Genomic DNA, 16,558 nt, shown 5'->3' with positions numbered 1-16,558 from the left:
ATTTATATTTCTAAAAATATAGAAACAGTGCCGAAAAAAAATTACATCAACAAATAAGGCGCATATTTCTGCGCTATTTGGCGATTCACGCTGTAGTATATATAGGTTCCATCCTTTCGGAGGTCTAACAGTCCACAGTCCGTTAATTGCTTCAGATGATGAGAAAGGGTTGAGCCGGCCACGGATTCCAGCTTGCTTCCGATGTCGGAGCAGCATAGATTCCTCTCTTCGGTAAGCAGCATGGCGATTTTGAGACGTGTCGGTTCACCAAGTGCTTTATATACTTTGACAGCTTGACGAACTTCCATGTTATCTTCGACCATCGTTACCACTCCCTCTGTTTATTTCGTTATTTCTATAGGTATGGAAATTAAGATAACATACCGCTACTGAAAAGTAAATAGGTAGGAAACCGCCAATTTCTCACGAATACATAAGAGATGCCGTTTTTCGAAAAGGAGCATATTAGGTATGAAAGACCATAAACTAGGTGTCTCGGGAAGCACCATTTTATCCAATTCGGATCATTTGATGGAGTTATTCTGGGAAGACATTGACTATATTGAAATCGGTGAGTTCTCGGATGAGGAGGCATTACATACTTTTCTGGAGCTAAGTAAGCAGCAGCAAATTCCTTTCGGAGTGCATGCGCCTTTGTTCCGAGGGGGAAGTAAAAATGATCTGATCCACCCAGTCAAATATGATCCAGACACGGCATGGGCGCAGTTGGAAAAAGAAGCAGCGCAATGTTCGGCTGTAGGGGCCGACTATATACTGGTTCACTTTCCGTTTTTTAAAGAAAAGGTTGAGAATGCCAATGAGTTGATAGAAGAGGGTCTTCAGAAATTAAGCCATCTTCAACAGCAATATGGAATCCCGTTTATCTGTGAGCCTAAGCTAGGAATAGGACGCAGTCCTCTCGGGATTCAATATCTGCATGAGTTCCCGCTGGAAGTATGGGAGAAATATGAGCTGAAACTATGTATCGATATTGGAGATTACTTATTGGCTGTTCAGGATCAAACACTTGCTAATCTGAAGAAATGGGAGCGTTACATTAAAACGGTCCACCTGCACAATGTGCACATAGAGGGAAATGACTATTTTTGGATTCCTGTTCACCCTTCTCACGAAGAGAACGGCATTCAATATAAGATCCAACCTATTATTGAGTTCTTTTCCCATATGAAGGACATTATTTATGTGTTCGAGCATACCCCGCACTGCAGGCCTAGCAAGCAATTTGTTGATGAAGGGTACCGTTGGATAAGGAGTTTGTTAAAAATCGATTAGACGGAGCAGAACCATGTTGTGACACTATATACAAATCGAGGTGATCGAAATTGCTTTCGATATACGATCTGTCTATTGAGGAACGCGATCAATGGATGAATAATTTAAACCCCGACCAACAACTATTCCTGAATGAGTCGATGAAACGGGGAAGAAGAACTGTATTTGCGCGTGTCATGGCAAGTCAGAAAGGATCCAACATTCCGGATGATGCTACTTTTGAAGAAATTGAGCGGCTTGTAGATGACTGGATTTATGTAAATTATATAGACGCAGGAGCTGTCTCGGACGAGTTGAAATGCGAATGCGGCCGCTCTTTACGTTATCAGCATGCGGTTCAGAACAAAACTACAGGAGTAACTCATAAGTTCGGAATTACACATCTTGAGCTGCACACCGGTATAGACGCCAAAGTTGTGAGTCAAATCTTGAATGGGTTTCAATCAATTGATTTTGAGCTTAATGAGATTCTTCACAAAATGAATCATAACTGGAATGTGGAAAATGCAATCGGATATATGCCGGAACTATTCAAGTTTCCGGATGATGCTCAATGTCATCTGGACTTAAAGCTGCCATTACTGGATCGACAAATTAACCGAGTGAGAAGGTTGATCCGCATACATCAATATGGAGTATCTCCTGCATCGGCTAAACTCGGCAAGAATAAAGATTCTAACTCTAGTGATGTAGTCTTTGAAGGGAATCAGGCTGTCTTGAATTTGTTCGAAGAGGTTACACCTTCTATTAGTCCGACTAACCACTCTTCAGTTGTCTATAGAGTAGATTCGCTGGAGCTTTCTCAGGCATTCAAGAACCATGTATTGCATTATTTGAAGACTGGTGTCAGCAGTTCACTGGTCATTTGCGAGATGCTTATCAAAGAGCAGGGGACATCAGACAAGCGCTTTAGCACGGGAAAACCGGATATATATGCACCTGTCTGTATCTACTTGGATGAGCTTGTAGCGGACGGAACCTGTCAATTGGTAGACAAAGATCCTTATGACCGTACATATCGGTTGTTGTAAGATGAATTTAACAGGAGGCTTCTAATGTAATCTCACTGATTTCCATAATATGATCCTCCCATCAGTGACTTATTATTATTATAATGAAAGCTATTAGGTTATGATGAAAGTAGACCCGATGCCAATTACACGGAGGGAACCAAACTGGAGCCATTTGCATGTCTGTATGTTGTTCGGGGGGAGCCATTTCGACCAGGAACTTGCCTGAATCTATCATTGAAAGAAACACGGATAGGAAGAACATCGGCCGATTATTCACCAGATATTGCTTTTACGAACGCATTTATATCACGTAAACATTTTGAGATTCGCCAAGAGAATAATCAAGCCGTCTTATATGATTTGGGAAGTCGACACGGCACAGAGATCAATGGGATGTTGGCGGTACCGCATCAGCCTTATCCCTTGCAATCCTTTGATATTATCAAGCTCGCCAAAGGGATGACAGTGATTCATTTCTCTCATTTATTCGTCGATCAAACCTTGGAATTCGATCCCGCAAGCATCTCCCAGCATTCAAAAGAGACGCCAGGTTACATTACGATAGATTGGGATAAACGTGAGTGCTTGGTGAACGGGAATCGAATAGTCATGTCGGAAAAAGAATATTTGCTTATCAAGCTGCTCCACGATCACTCCAACCGCATGGTATCCATTCAGGAGATCAAACAAACGGTTTGGGCAGATCGGATCTTCGGAGCGAACGGGCAGCCCGATGTTCACAAGGATGAACTGAATGCGCTCATTTATCGGATCCGCAAGAAGTACGGGAAGGACACTTTCCTGATCAGTGCAATACGCGGTATTGGATATGTCCTTGAGACGGATTTATACAATGAACAAGGAAAGTAGGCTAACCTTATATGCGTTATATAAAAGTGGAGCAAACTAGCGCTCTTCGTGGTTCTGTACAAATTTCCGGTTCGAAAAACAGCTCTCTTGCTCTTCTGGCCGCTTCATGTCTCGCTGATGATATCGTTAGACTTGAGGGTATTCCGGATATTGAAGATGTAAAAGTAATTAGTCAAATAGGCCGAGATATCGGGCTTGAGATTCGAAGGAATAGTGATGGTGCTATTGAATTAGACCCGCGATTCATACATAGCGCAGTAATTGATCCTGGGAAAGCTTCATCCTATAGAGCTTCCTATTATTTTGCGGGAGCATTGTTGGCTAAATTCGGAAGAGTGTCTATTGGATTCCCGGGAGGGGATGATTTCAAATCCCGTCCAATTGATCAACATATAAAAGCTTTTCAGGCGCTGGGTGCCAAAGTGTACATCCAAGATGACTATTACACGGTGGAGGCGAATGAGCTTAAAGGGACAGACATCTTTTTTGATACGATTACTTGCGGAGCAACGATCAACGCCATGCTGGCAGCCGTCCGAGCCAAAGGGCGAACGAATCTGCACCAGGCAGCATTGGACCCGGAAGTAGTGGATACGGCCTCGCTGCTTAATCAACTTGGGGCAAGAATATATGGTGCTGGCACTAGCTGTATCCGAATTGAGGGCGTACCGTATTTGAACGGGGGGACTCACATGGTGATCCCTGACCGTCTGGTTGCTGGATCCTTTCTAATGGCAGCTGGAATAACTGGAGGTCAGGTAACCGTTGAGAATGTGATTCCGGAGCACTTGAGATCTTGCATTGCAAAGCTCAAAGAAGTTGGATTAGGGATTGAAACAGGGGAGAACAGCATAACCGCTTACGGAGCGGATACTGTCAAAGCGACCAGAATTCGTACATCGATGTATCCTGGTTTTGCGACCGATCTGCAGCAACCGATGACTGCGTTATTACTTATGGCCAAAGGGAAAAGTATAGTTACGGAAAAGGTATATCCTGACCGCTTCAGCCATATCCCGCAGCTGCGTCGCATGGGTGCAGAAATCGAGCTGAGGAAGGGTAGTGCTTTTATTAGAGGCGGTCGCCCGCTAACAGGGAACTGGGTGCATACTACTGATGTGCGCGCAGGAACTTGTCTCGTCCTTGCCGGGTTGGTAGCGGAAGGGGCCACATTCATTACCGGTGTGGAGCATCTGGAACGCGGGTATGACAATATTATTGGTAACTTACGCTCGTTAGGAGCAGCCATCCGACTAATTGAATCAGACATGGAACCCCAAGGGATCAGGGAGAGTTTGATCTAGGGAATACTGCTTACCAAATACGTAACACAATGATGGAAAGTAGCACAAAAAGGGCTTGGGGATGGAGTGGAGAAACGAAGTGGTTGCCTTTGTGGTTGGGTTCCTACCAATAAAAATATTATCAAAGGAACCCGAACACAACAGCAATCGTAATCCATCCGCATGCCCTCTCACGTGCTAACTGAACTCAACCGCAAAGAACTGCTGGAGTGATCTCCTGCGGTTTTTTCTGATTAAAGAGAACTATAAATGTTCATTAATTTTTGGGCCGTAGCATTCCAACTGAATTTCTTTAGTACATCTTGTCGAGCTCGAATAGCTAGTTTGTTAGCCAGACTTGGATTCCTTGCAAGGCGAATGATTGGACTGGCAAATGCAGCCGGACTTCTATAATTGGCTACTAGCAGCCCGTTGTGTTGATGCCGGATGATCTCTGGTATCCCGCCAACTCTTGAAGCGATAGCAGGTATCCCGGATGCCATAGCCTCCACGTTGACAAGACCGAACGCTTCAAGACCTTGGGAAGGGCACACGAAACAATCGCCTGATCGGTAGAAGGAAGGCATTTTGGCTCTGGATACATTTCCCTTGAATGTGACAGGAACGTAAGAGGATGCCGCTAGATGTTTCAGGTGCCTTTTATAGCTGCGTTTGCCGACCCCGCCCGCGATCGATAATCTGGCAGATGGAATCGTTCTTCTTACAATTGAAGCAGCTTTGATGAGCACAGGGATGCCCTTGGTTGGAATGAGGCGTCCTGCAAAAAGGATAACAAAGGGGTCATGCTTCCCGCGCTTTTTACGGAATGTGTTAAGGGGGCGGAATTTTTGTAAATCTACCCCAAGATGGACAAAACGCACCTTATGGCTATGACGGGGGAATGTTTGGATTAAATGGGCTTGCAACTTTCGGCTATTCCCAACAATTAGATCTGCGCCGGTAAAGTCTTTATCAACCTTTCTTATCGATGTTATCGGCGGTGAAATAAACGTTGTCGAATGTAAAAAAACAGAAAGTGGAGTATTAGGAAACGATGCTCTGACTGTGTGAACAAAACTAGGACGATTATCGATCTGGATCACATCAAAATGAAGTCCTTTAACTGCTTTTAGCACGTTCGAGAGATAGTCTTTTTTACTCCTACCCGCTACCCGAATAATCTTTACATGACCCATTTCGCTTCTTTTGGGGTATTTCGGACGCCATCGGCTTACAATCGTAACGGAATGTTGAGCGGGTATTTTTAGAGCAATCTGAAAAATGCAATGTTCCACAGAACCCCCAGTAGGAGGGGGAACAGGTATTTGTTCAGGGGCAATGATTAGAATTCGCAATGTTCTCACCTCGTGGAAGCCTATGTTTTCCGTACAGTATATTCCTGAGTAGCCATTAGGTCTCTGAACTTGCCTCTTGCACACAGCCTAAATATATAATCCGATACTGGGCTTTTGTTGTGTATCTAAATGACTGTGGAGAATAAATTGTGTTATTGATAATTATATAAAGAAGGTTGAATGGATGGAACAAAGGGTTGGAATATTATTAGATCACGATATATACAAAGGAATTCAAAGAAACAAAACAGGTTATGAGCATATTAAGCTGTACAACAAAGCAGCCAAAGAGCTTCAGTTACAACCTTTTTATATGTCCTTGCTTCAAATGAGTAATAAGTCTGCCCTTGGAATGACGTACGACGGAAAACGTTATCGGCTAGCAAGGTTAAAATTTCCGAAAGTAACTCATAATCGCGCCATAACTTTGAAACCATCCCTAATTTCTAAGCTAAAAGGGCTTTCTGCCTCCAGTCATGTTTTTAATCGCTTGAACCGATTCAGCAAACATCGAATTCATAATATCCTTGCAGCTAACTCCAGCTTCCGATCCTACCTCCCAAGAACGGTCAAATACTCAAAAGCCAACTTGATACAAGCTATGAAGGTCTACTCTTCTATGTTTATTAAACCGACTAGCGGAAGTGTAGGTACTGGGATTATTAAGCTTAGCAGAGGCAATGACAGCAGCTGGAATTTATTTGTCCGGAAAGGGAAACCCCTTCAGAAGGGGCTCAAGAGCGCGCAAACCTTTATACATCATTTTATCAACGGGAAAGGCTACATTATTCAGGAAGCGATTCCGCTTGCTACTTATAACGGGAAACCTTATGACTTGCGAGTATCTGTTCAAAGGGGAGAGAGAGGGGAGTGGCAGGTCACTGGGATTGTGGGGAAGATTGCAGCCAAAGGACGTCAGGTGACGAATGTAGCGAAGGGTGGCACCGTGAGAAGATGCGAGGATTTATTCCAGGCGAGTGGGTTTCCCGTAACGGAGACCAAACAAACGATTCGGAAGGTGGCCTTACAGCTTGCCCGATATTTGGGTAATAAGCTCCCACATCTTGCGGATATTGGGTTTGATATGGGAATCGACAAGGACGGATACCTCAAATTAATCGAGATGAATGGAAGAGACCAACGAATCACGTTTAAAAAGGCAAAGCTTTCCAAAACGTTCTATCGAACATATTTAACGCCCCTTCAGTATGCAAAGTATTTGCTGGTTAACAGACAGAATCGGGCTACTGTATCACGATAACTTCGACCATAGGTTGCCAACTAAAAGCAATCTCAGCTTATCAAGGAGAATAGTACACAATTTAGACCATTGAGTGATCTTCTCAGTGGTCTTTTTGGGCTCTATTGGACGGATCCTTATAGATGAAGACCTTTGGCTGCTTGTCTACAAGTGAACCCCAATAGGATCATCGACAAAATACTGAATAAACTGATCAAGACGGTCAAAGTAATAACTATTTCTGGTGAAAGGTTGATGGAGAAGGGCATATATACTAAGAGAGCACCAGATGTGAGGTTGAAAAACGAACGGCGGCTATTTGCATTTGCGGCAAGGTAATAGGCAGAAGCATCGGATGCATGTCTGGAAATCTCGATAAAAAAGAAATTCATCATGACCAAGGTTAACAGCATAGTGAAACTGCCATAAGCGAGCATGGGTATAGATTCACCGATCTTCAAGCCAGGTTGCCCTAATAGGGGAACAATTTCTACAAGAGACAGCAAGGTAAGAAGGATTACATAAGGCTTAGCTCTCATGTACCCGCTCCGCTCACGCCCTAATGTATCGATAGCCGTCCACATGAGAATAAAGCCGATGAAATCAGGGAGTACGTCCAGAAATCCGATACGGAAATCGATCAGGATAAAAAATATACCCCAGAAGTACCGGAGGAAAGCTTCTCTCATCGTTACTTACCTCCTTTTCTCAATCGCAAGTAGCGGTTAAGGTCATTCTCGTACAAGTGGGGCTGTTCATTAACGTGTTGCAGGGGGACATTATTTCCGCTTGCGTCATCATAACTGATCCTGATTTGGTAGGCATGGAACCGACGTTCATCGCCCTTAGGGAATTTCAGTTGATAGCTCAAGGATGCATAATCTCTAGCTCGAAGGAGTAGTGGAAATGCATCAACGTCAGTTGCTTTCTTTCCCTGAAACTCGATTTCAAGAGAATCGGAGAGAAGTGAGGGGAAACTGTGCGAAATCGATTTGATCGAGACATCGGACTCGACGTTATAGCCAGCTTTTCCGGTTCCGTCCGATGAGCCTCCTGCAAAATTCATTTTGAGAGATGTCTCATGCGCCTTAAGGTTGGGGTGAATAATGATTTCTCCGATCGGCACTGTATCTACGAATCCATCCCGGTAATACACGGCTACCTGCTCGAACTTTACTGGTCCCGTTAACGAATCAAATGCATTCTTCTGGGGAGACACCACAACTTCAAACAGCTGTAATCGGCCTCGCTTGTCTCTTATATTGCTGTGTTCGACATTCAAGTCAGTCCCATCCGGAAGTAAGAATCTAAATGGGGCTCGAGTTGAGTCGCTGTTCGAAATATAGTACAGTGTCATGTGTGTAGCTAAGGAAGCTGGAATCTCATAATAGTGCTGGAGGAAAATCGGTTTCTCTAGCTTCTGGGAGTTGTAATACCACAAGTTTCCGCTCCACGCACCCGCAACAGCCAAGAGAAATAACCACAAAGTATATTTCTTCACAGATCCTCCGATCAATGGTATCCATCATTATTAAGGATATCCAATATATAGTAGACGCTGGCCGTTTCATATTAGTTGCGGTGCCAAAAACTTAGCTTTGAGTTGAGCGGAGTAGTCTAAAAGTTGATCTTCCCTGATTGATTGGTTTAAGCTTCGGTTAATTACATGTGTGGGTACCCTATCAGGGAAATCAAGCGAATAGGAGGCAACACTTATGCAGACGATTTGGAAAGGCGCCGTAAGCTTCGGACTCGTGAATGTACCGGTCAAAATGTACACAGCCACTCAGGATATTGATATTCCTATGAAAATGCTGCATAAAGAATTCAATGTTCCCATCCAATATCACAGGACCTGTCCGAAATGTAGCGATGAAGTAAGCTGGAGTGATATAGTAAAAGGATATGAATATGAGCCCGGCCACTTTGTGGTCTTCGATAAAAAGGAACTGGAGCAACTAGCCTCCGAGACTTCAAGAGAAATTCGTATTCTTGATTTTGTAGATCTCGAAGGAATTGATCCCATCTTTTTCCAGAAAACATACTACTTGGCTCCTGATAATACGGGTGTTCATGCTTATAATCTGCTTGTGAGAGCTCTATTGGATACGAATAAAATCGGAGTGGCCAAAGTAAGCATTCGATCTAAGAGCAGCTTGGCGGCAATCCGCATCGTGGACGGCGTATTATCCATGTCGACGATGTATTATGCAGAGGAAATCCGCTCCAAAGAAAAAATTCCGAATTTGCCGAAGGAAGTAAAGGTGGATGATCGGGAGCTGGAGATGGCAAGAATGCTGATTAATCAGTTATCCTCGACTTTTGATCCAGATAAATACGAGGATGATTATCGCGAGCGACTGATGAATGCGATTGAGGATAAAGTGGAGGGGAAAGAAGTCAAGCTGGCACCAGAGGCTAAGAAAACGAATGTCATCGATCTTATGGACGCGCTGAAAGCGAGCCTGCAGCAATCCAAGGGCGAATCAACTACAAAAAAAGCGAGCAAAGAACCGGATAAAAACAAAGTCCAATCGAAGACAACTGCAAAACGGACTTCTACTTCGAAAGCGAAGTCTTCTGCACAGACAACAGCCAAACCTTCGAAGGGGACAACCAAAACACGTCGAAAGAAAACAGGTGCTTAAGTATGATGGATATAACCTTGATGTCGCCCATCCTTCAAAACAAAATACCAACTGGAGATAAGTGGATCCACCAGCTTAAGTGGGACGGATATCGGATCGCTGCGTGGGTAGATAACGGGCATGTCGAGCTCTACTCCAAAAATGGGTTACTCAAGAATAGGAACTTTCCAGATCTGGTGGAAGCTCTTTCTCAGAAGAAGGGGAAGTTCCTCCTTGATGGAGAAGCGGTAATTCTTGATGCGAACACCGGTCGCCCTAGCTTCCAGCTCATGCAGCGGCGAGATAAACTGGCTGACCCTGGAATGATCCGTCGCGCTTCAATTCAACAGCCAGTTCAATACATTATATTTGATCTGCTGCAGATTGGAGATGAGGATCTTCGAGGAACTGAATACGCAGAACGATGCAAGAAGTTGAATGACCTGACGTCGGAATGGGGGGCTCCCTTTTTTCCGGCGGATGTGTTCGAAGATGGAGAGGCATTGTGGAGCTGGGTAGTTACGAACGGTTGGGAGGGCATTGTCAGTAAGCGGCTTTCGAGCTTATATAGGGAAGGCAAAAACCACAATGACTGGTACAAACGAAAGACCGTGCTCTATTTCGATGTAGAGATCGTCGGTATTATCTGGAAGGAAGGGCGTGTGTCCAGCCTGGTGATGAGTAGAAACGGTCGTTACTTCGGACGTGTATCCTCAGGCTTGAACGGGCACGCCAAAGGTCAGCTGCAGCTGCATCAAGCAGAAGCCAAGCAGGAGAACTATTTCTCAAAACTTCCTGACGGCTTGAGAGGTTCGGACATTCGCTGGTTGAACATCCCGCTCCCAGCTCGTGTAACAGGCCTGGAAACGACCGACGTTGGGATATTGCGGCATCCGAAGGTGATCGAATTGGGAGGAATACCGCTATGAGCGCAAAGTCACCCAATAGTTAGAGTTAGTTTATATGTCTCAGCAAAGGACTGTCCGCGAACAGTCTTTTTTTGTTGTGGAAATTAGAGGAAAAGGGTTTCTTAATGTGTAGATGTTACATAATCTTTATAATTTTATGGAATGATAGGTACATCCTTACATCTGTATAGAAATGAACTCGACTCGTTGGAGCGGACTAGAAGATGCATCTATTTGTAGCCTTATGGGCATTGATTTCAGCTTGGAAATGGGGCGATTGGAGAAACTGGGAGAAATATCATCCGACTCTCATGTATTTTGCTATGGGGAATCTCCTATATAACTTCCTTACGGCCAATCATTTTCTCTGGAAGCTGGAACCTGATTTTTTACCCAATCATAGCATGACCGAGATGGTATATTCCTTCATTACATTCCCAGCAACGGCATTACTTTTTTTGTCCAACTATCCAAAAGAACCGCGCAAAATATTCCTGCATTACTTGAAATGGATTTTCATCTTTGTTGCGGTGGAATGGGTGTTCTCCAGATCAGGACGTATCCTGTATCAATATGGGTGGAGTTTTGGGTGGTCGGTTATATTCGACTTTACCATGTTTCCAATGTTATGGCTTTTCTATAGAAAACCTTTGATCGCGTACGGAATATCTGCGATCATGTGCGTATTCTGGGTCTGGTTGTTTGATGTCCCTGTTCATGTTCCTATTGAATTGAGGAAATAAAACTAACGTAATCTAAATCAATGCAGGAGGCTAACATCATGAATGAATTACACAACGCACGTCTGACCTCAGCCGAAATCGCTAGTCTTTGGACATCTTATGTTATGGACTCTATGACGGTATGCGGGCTTAAGTATTTTAAAGAAAAGGCGGAGGATCCGCAGACTCGACCTATTCTTGAGTTCGGTTTACAGTTAGCAGAGACCCAAATGAAGAAAGTAAAACAAATTTTTATTAATGAGAACATTCCTATTCCACATGGCTTTACGGATGCGGATGTCGATCCAACAGCTCCCCGGCTGTTCTCTGATTCATTTGCGCTGCAATACGTAGTACACATGGCAAAATTCGTAATTAGCGGATACAGCATCACTTTGTCAAGTTCGGTGAGATCGGATGTGACTGGATTTTACTCGAATTGTCTGATTAACGCTATGGAGCTGCTCAGCAGATCCAGGAACGTAGCATTAGAAAAAGGTCTCTATGTTAGACCTCCTTCAATCCCTTATCCTGACAAGGTAGATTTTGTGCACAAACAAAGCTTTTTGGGAAACTGGTTTGGCGACCAACGTCCATTATTAGCTATTGAAATAGGAAATCTTGATTTCAATATCAAACGCAACACAATAGGAAAAGCATTGATCATTGGATTTAGCCAAGTTGCGGCGGATAAAGAGGTGCGAAAATATATGGAGAAGGGGAGGGACATTGCAGTAGATCACATCGAAGCATTTGGTGCATTGTTAACCAAAGAACATTTACCTGTCCCGATGACCTGGGACGCGGAGGTATCAGCCTCCAAGGTTTCGCCATTCTCCGATAGACTGATCATGTTCCATATTACTACTCTTATTGCTTCTGGAATTGGAGAATATGGAGCAGCTATTTCAGTAAGCCCTAGATTAGATATTGCTTCCTTATATGTTCGCTTAACGGCGGAGATTATGAAATACGCGGATGATGGAGCCAAGATCATGATCAATAATGGGTGGATGGAACAACCTCCTCAAGCCGTTGATCGTGAAGCTCTAGCCAAGGCTTAATCGTATGGGAATCACCCAAACCTTACTTAACATATTCAACCGTGAGCGATCAAGGTCAGGGGATGACAACCAAGAAACAGATAAAGCACAGGAGCAGCTTCACTTGGATCTGGAGACCGTCTTTAAGAATATTAACGATGCTTTCGGCAATAGTGTTGATGTTGTCACAAGTGAAATAGATATGGATTCGACCTGTAGATTGAAAGTCGGTTTTGTATATCTGGAGGGCTTGGCTGACACTGCCATTGTTCAAGAACAGATCAAGGGAGCCCTTCTCAATAATAGTAGAGGGATTCAACATCAATTGGACGATGGCGCAAGGGATCCTTTTGTTTTGATAAAGAATAGTATCCCAGCAATCGGCGAGACAAAGCTGATTCACCATTATTTTGCGCTATATAACTCCATTTTGTCTGGTGAAACTGTAATTCTGCTTGAAGGTCATCCCTATGGTTTGGCTGCTAATACCACGGGGGGGAATAAACGCGCAGTAGAGGAACCGACGTCTCAATCCGTAGTTAGAGGACCGCGGGAGGGATTTACGGAATCCATAAGCACGAATATTTCCTTAATACGAAGAAGGATCAAGACCCCTAATCTATGGCTGGAAACGATGACGATTGGTGAAGTAACTAACACCACCGTAGGGATCATGTACATCAAAGGCATTGTTAATGACAAGATTGTTGATGAAGCAAGGTTGCGGCTTGCAAGAATAGAGATTGATGGAATTCTGGAAAGCGGCAACATTGAAGAGCTGATCCAGGACGAGACCTTTACCCCATTTCCCACTTTGTATAATACTGAGCGTCCCGATGTGGTGGCTTCCGGATTACTGGAAGGGAGGTTTGCGGTACTTGTGGATGGTACTCCGTTTGTCCTTTTAGCCCCCGTCTTGTTTGTACAATTCTACCAATCAGCAGAAGATTATTACCAACGAGCAGAATTCGCAACCTTGATCCGGATATTAAGATATGCCGGGTTCTTTATATCCTTGCTAGCACCCTCTATGTATATTGCGATTACTACATTCCATCAGGAGCTGCTGCCTAGTTCGTTATTGATTAGTTTGGCTGCTCAAAGGGAAGGAATTCCTTTTCCGGCATTTATCGAGGCGCTTTTAATGGAAGTGACCTTTGAGATCTTGCGTGAAGCTGGAGTGAGACTGCCCAAGACGGTAGGACAAGCTGTATCTATAGTAGGTGCATTGGTTATAGGACAAGCTGCAGTAGAGGCTGGATTAGTGTCGCCCGCTATGGTTATTATCGTAGCGATTACGGCCATTGCTAACTTCATCATTCCATCCTTTAACATGGGCATTTCAGTCCGTATTCTCCGATTTATTCTGATGATCTTTGCGGCAACCTTCGGATTATTCGGTATTACGGTAGGGTTGATCGGTATGGTACAGCATCTATGCAGCTTGCGTTCATTCGGTGTCCCGTATATGTCACCCATGGCTCCTTTCAATCTTGCGGATCAAAAGGATACCATTTTCCGTTTACCACAATGGGGATTGTTCTCACGGCCTCGATTCATCAGTAAGAACAATAACATCCGGGAGAACAATGCTCCCACTGCCAAACCGAATCAGCGAAGATCCAAAAGGAGCTAAGCATTATGGGACGAAGAAGCCGTGTAAATGTTATCTATCTTCTGATCATTGTTACCATTGGTCTTACTGGCTGCTGGGATCGGCGAGAAATGAATGATCTTGCTATAGCAGTCGGAATGGGATTGGATAAGGATGGAAACCTTATACAAGTGACCTCCCAAATCGTGAATCCAAGTGAAGTCACAACCAGAAGAGGGGGCGGAGGATACACCTCTCCTGTTACTATTCTAAGTGCGGCTCAGCCAACCACCATAGAAGCCCTCGCTAAGCTTTCAACTGTCTCACCTAGAAAAATATATTCCTCCCATCTCCGCGTATTGGTGATCGGAGAAGAATTGGCTCGACAAGGAATTGAGAAAATATTGGATGGGGTATCCAGGAATCATGAGTTCCGGTCCGATTTTTATTTGATCATCGCTAGGAAGACAAGTGCCAAGAAAGTACTCGAAATATTAACACCTATTGAAAAAATCCCATCTAATAAATTGTTCAGTATGTTAGAAATGTCTGAAAAATCATGGGCGCCCACTGTAAAAATGCAATTAGACAAGTTTATATCGGATTTATCTAACCCTACGAAAGATACTGTACTTACCGGCGTTAAGATTTTCGGGGATCAAGAAGAAGGGCAGAACAGAAGCAATGTGACCAAATCAGAACCGTATGCAAATCTGCAATATATGGGGTTAGCACTATTCAAACAGGATAAACTGGTAGATTGGCTCAATGAAGAGGAGAGCAAAGGGTACAACTACATTATGGGCAATGTGAAAAAAACAATTGGTCATATAACTTGTCCTCAAGGAGGAACTTTGGCAGTAGAAGTTTCGCGTACCAAATCAAAGATCAAAGGTAAGGTTGTTAACGGAGAACCTCATATCTCCATCAAACTGTTTGTTGAACAAAATATTGGAGAAGTCCAATGCAAAATTGACATTACTCAATCCGAGACCATAGCACAATTGGAGAAAATATCGAGAGAAAAATTAACGGAAATCATGAAATCCTCCATATCAAAAGCTCAAAAGAACAAGACAGACATATTCGGATTCGGAGAATCAATTGAAGACAACGACCCTAAAGCTTGGATGGAGATGAAGAAAGATTGGGATCAATATTTCGCGAAATTGAATGTAACCGTTGATGTGGATGTACAGATTAGACGCCTAGGTACGATAAGTAATTCTTTTCTTGATAGAAAGGACTGACTACTATCATGTGGGCCATTTCAGGCATATTAGCCGCAGGAGGTATTATAGCTTTCTTGGAAGCTCCTTATCTATTAAGGAAAAAAATGATCAAGGAATTTTACTTCTTCTTCGTCTTATTGGTGACAGGGGTTACTATCAGTGTCTTACATGTTGTAAGAATTCCTTTACCGAACCCGCTAGACTGGATTACTTATATTATCAAGCCAATAAGTGATTACATATTCGGAATGCTGAAATAGGGGTGAGACGAGTGTCGATTGAGAAAGGAAGAATTGGTGTTCATCAATTTACGATATTAACGATTCTTTTTACCATCGGCAGTTCAATTCTTATTGCTCCATCCGGGCTTGCGCTAGAAGCCAGACAAGATGCCTGGATTGCTTCAGCAGTCGGATTATTAGGCGGAATTGTTATGGTTATCCTTTACAACTGTATCACCTTCCGATTTCCTAGGACGACTCTTGTGAAATATAGTCAGGATGTCCTTGGCAAATGGCTGGGAAGCGTGGTCGCTTTCCTTTACTTCGGCTACTTCTTCGTCTTATCTGCTCTTGTTCTCCGTAATATTGGCGACTTCATGACGACTCAAGTGTTGCCGAACACCCCGATCCAGTATATCCATATCGTTTTTCTGGGCGTAATAATAATGGGGCTTCGCAATGGACTTGAGACGTTCACCCGCACCGCAGAAATATTTTTACCTTGGGTTATATTCTTTTTCCTGATCATGGTCGTACTTCTTCCTCCCAAGTTCCAGGTTGGCCATCTATTACCGATATTTGGTTCTGGTATCAAACCGATTGTTCGTGCATCGATCCCAGTTTTCAGCACCCCTTACATGGAACTTGTAGTTTTTCTGGTATTTTTCCCCTACGTTAATAATTCACCAAAAGCTCGGAAGGCCTTTTTAGTAGGTACTTTTATAGGTGGAGTTATGTTAATCACGATATCCCTTTTATCTATTTTAGTATTAGGTGCTGATATAACAGCCAGGCATATGTATCCCAGTTATAGCTTAGCCAAAAAAATCAGTATCGGGTCATTTCTGGAGAGATTGGAAGTCATTATGGCAGGTATTTGGTTTATTACAATTTACTTCAAGCTTGCCATATGCTTTTACGCTTCCACGATGACCTTTGCAGAATTGTTTAAGCTAAAGGAGTCCAGATCCTTATATTTACCTTTCGGAATAATATTAATTGTCTTATCTATAATCGCTTATCCGGATGCAGCTTTTTACATCTACTTTGGATCGAAAATTGATTTTCCTTATTCGTTGCCCTATGCAATCCTTGTTCCCTTATTAATTCTCGTAGTGGCCGTAATTAGAAAGAAGAAAGAATCCCAGTGAATGCCA

General features: G+C 43.4%; 16 protein-coding genes. 12 read left to right on the top strand and 4 right to left on the bottom strand.

Annotated elements, in window-relative coordinates; translation table 11 throughout:
* Window positions 1-41: 41 nt before the first annotated feature.
* The gene (locus tag AC58QD_RS01220) at window positions 42-323 is read right to left on the bottom strand and encodes an ArsR/SmtB family transcription factor (protein ID WP_497329164.1); all 282 of its coding nucleotides are present in this window, start codon (window positions 321-323) and stop codon (window positions 42-44) included.
* 148 nt (window positions 324-471) lie between these two features.
* Here AC58QD_RS01220 and AC58QD_RS01215 point away from each other — a divergent pair, with 148 nt between their 5' ends.
* From AC58QD_RS01215 to murA, 4 genes are all read left to right on the top strand, one after another.
* Window positions 472-1,293 carry a TIM barrel protein gene (locus AC58QD_RS01215; protein ID WP_497329162.1) on the top strand — a complete coding sequence of 274 codons (822 nt, stop codon included), beginning with the start codon at window positions 472-474 and terminating at the stop codon, window positions 1,291-1,293.
* 50 nt (window positions 1,294-1,343) lie between these two features.
* On the top strand, window positions 1,344-2,324 hold the full coding sequence (locus AC58QD_RS01210; RefSeq protein WP_497329160.1) for a DUF3895 domain-containing protein: 981 nt from the start codon (window positions 1,344-1,346) through the stop codon (window positions 2,322-2,324).
* A 216-nt stretch (window positions 2,325-2,540) separates the two neighbouring features.
* Window positions 2,541-3,176, top strand: coding sequence for an FHA domain-containing protein (locus tag AC58QD_RS01205; protein ID WP_497329158.1), 636 nt, complete (start codon window positions 2,541-2,543; stop codon window positions 3,174-3,176).
* Between the two features lie 11 nt (window positions 3,177-3,187).
* A complete protein-coding gene (gene murA, locus AC58QD_RS01200) occupies window positions 3,188-4,480 on the top strand; it encodes a UDP-N-acetylglucosamine 1-carboxyvinyltransferase (protein WP_497329156.1) in 1,293 nt (430 codons plus the stop codon).
* Window positions 4,481-4,713: 233 nt separating this feature from the next.
* On the opposite strand, the gene AC58QD_RS01195 is transcribed toward murA, so the two are convergent.
* Entirely contained in the window at window positions 4,714-5,814 is a 1,101-nt protein-coding gene (locus AC58QD_RS01195; RefSeq protein WP_497329154.1) for a glycosyltransferase family 4 protein, read from the bottom strand.
* A gap of 184 nt (window positions 5,815-5,998) precedes the next feature.
* Between AC58QD_RS01195 and AC58QD_RS01190 the strand changes: the two genes are divergently transcribed.
* On the top strand, window positions 5,999-7,075 hold the full coding sequence (locus tag AC58QD_RS01190; RefSeq protein WP_497329152.1) for a YheC/YheD family protein: 1,077 nt from the start codon (window positions 5,999-6,001) through the stop codon (window positions 7,073-7,075).
* A gap of 116 nt (window positions 7,076-7,191) precedes the next feature.
* Here AC58QD_RS01190 and AC58QD_RS01185 read toward each other — a convergent pair whose 3' ends face one another.
* On the bottom strand, window positions 7,192-7,743 hold the full coding sequence (locus AC58QD_RS01185) for a hypothetical protein (protein ID WP_497329150.1): 552 nt from the start codon (window positions 7,741-7,743) through the stop codon (window positions 7,192-7,194).
* Window positions 7,744-7,745: 2 nt separating this feature from the next.
* Window positions 7,746-8,555, bottom strand: coding sequence for a hypothetical protein (locus AC58QD_RS01180; RefSeq protein ID WP_497329148.1), 810 nt, complete (start codon window positions 8,553-8,555; stop codon window positions 7,746-7,748).
* A gap of 214 nt (window positions 8,556-8,769) precedes the next feature.
* On the opposite strand from AC58QD_RS01180, the gene ku reads away from it, so the two are divergent.
* From ku to AC58QD_RS01145, 7 genes are all read left to right on the top strand, one after another.
* Window positions 8,770-9,702: a non-homologous end joining protein Ku gene (gene ku, locus AC58QD_RS01175; RefSeq protein ID WP_497329146.1), complete on the top strand. Its 933-nt coding sequence runs from the start codon at window positions 8,770-8,772 to the stop codon at window positions 9,700-9,702.
* A 2-nt stretch (window positions 9,703-9,704) separates the two neighbouring features.
* Window positions 9,705-10,610, top strand: coding sequence for an ATP-dependent DNA ligase (locus AC58QD_RS01170; protein WP_497329144.1), 906 nt, complete (start codon window positions 9,705-9,707; stop codon window positions 10,608-10,610).
* A 203-nt stretch (window positions 10,611-10,813) separates the two neighbouring features.
* Complete coding sequence (locus AC58QD_RS01165; protein WP_497329142.1) at window positions 10,814-11,332, top strand: CBO0543 family protein; 519 nt, start codon at window positions 10,814-10,816, stop codon at window positions 11,330-11,332.
* A gap of 38 nt (window positions 11,333-11,370) precedes the next feature.
* Entirely contained in the window at window positions 11,371-12,375 is a 1,005-nt protein-coding gene (locus AC58QD_RS01160) for a DUF3231 family protein (protein WP_497329140.1), read from the top strand.
* A 4-nt stretch (window positions 12,376-12,379) separates the two neighbouring features.
* Complete coding sequence (locus AC58QD_RS01155; protein WP_497329138.1) at window positions 12,380-13,990, top strand: spore germination protein; 1,611 nt, start codon at window positions 12,380-12,382, stop codon at window positions 13,988-13,990.
* 5 nt (window positions 13,991-13,995) lie between these two features.
* Window positions 13,996-15,198, top strand: a complete 1,203-nt coding sequence (locus AC58QD_RS01150) for a Ger(x)C family spore germination protein (RefSeq protein ID WP_497329136.1) — start codon at window positions 13,996-13,998, stop codon at window positions 15,196-15,198.
* Window positions 15,199-15,451: 253 nt separating this feature from the next.
* Window positions 15,452-16,552: a GerAB/ArcD/ProY family transporter gene (locus AC58QD_RS01145; protein ID WP_497329134.1), complete on the top strand. Its 1,101-nt coding sequence runs from the start codon at window positions 15,452-15,454 to the stop codon at window positions 16,550-16,552.
* Window positions 16,553-16,558 lie beyond the last annotated feature (6 nt).

The organism is Paenibacillus sp. J2R1T-4 (genome assembly GCF_059692235.1).
The sequence above is the reverse complement of the archived record's forward strand: the minus strand, read 5'-3'. Positions and strand labels throughout refer to the sequence as shown.

Bases quoted from the DNA above. Each gene is read 5' to 3' on its own strand.
- AC58QD_RS01165 (WP_497329142.1), top strand. From the start codon at position 10,814: ATGCATCTATTTGTAGCCTTATGGGCATTGATTTCAGCTTGGAAATGG.
- ku (WP_497329146.1), top strand. From the start codon at position 8,770: ATGCAGACGATTTGGAAAGGCGCCGTAAGCTTCGGACTCGTGAATGTA.
- AC58QD_RS01155 (WP_497329138.1), top strand. From the start codon at position 12,380: ATGGGAATCACCCAAACCTTACTTAACATATTCAACCGTGAGCGATCA.
- AC58QD_RS01190 (WP_497329152.1), top strand. From the start codon at position 5,999: ATGGAACAAAGGGTTGGAATATTATTAGATCACGATATATACAAAGGA.
- AC58QD_RS01160 (WP_497329140.1), top strand. From the start codon at position 11,371: ATGAATGAATTACACAACGCACGTCTGACCTCAGCCGAAATCGCTAGT.
- AC58QD_RS01185 (WP_497329150.1), bottom strand. From the start codon at position 7,743: ATGAGAGAAGCTTTCCTCCGGTACTTCTGGGGTATATTTTTTATCCTG.
- AC58QD_RS01215 (WP_497329162.1), top strand. From the start codon at position 472: ATGAAAGACCATAAACTAGGTGTCTCGGGAAGCACCATTTTATCCAAT.
- AC58QD_RS01220 (WP_497329164.1), bottom strand. From the start codon at position 323: ATGGTCGAAGATAACATGGAAGTTCGTCAAGCTGTCAAAGTATATAAA.
- murA (WP_497329156.1), top strand. From the start codon at position 3,188: ATGCGTTATATAAAAGTGGAGCAAACTAGCGCTCTTCGTGGTTCTGTA.
- AC58QD_RS01170 (WP_497329144.1), top strand. From the start codon at position 9,705: ATGATGGATATAACCTTGATGTCGCCCATCCTTCAAAACAAAATACCA.
- AC58QD_RS01150 (WP_497329136.1), top strand. From the start codon at position 13,996: ATGGGACGAAGAAGCCGTGTAAATGTTATCTATCTTCTGATCATTGTT.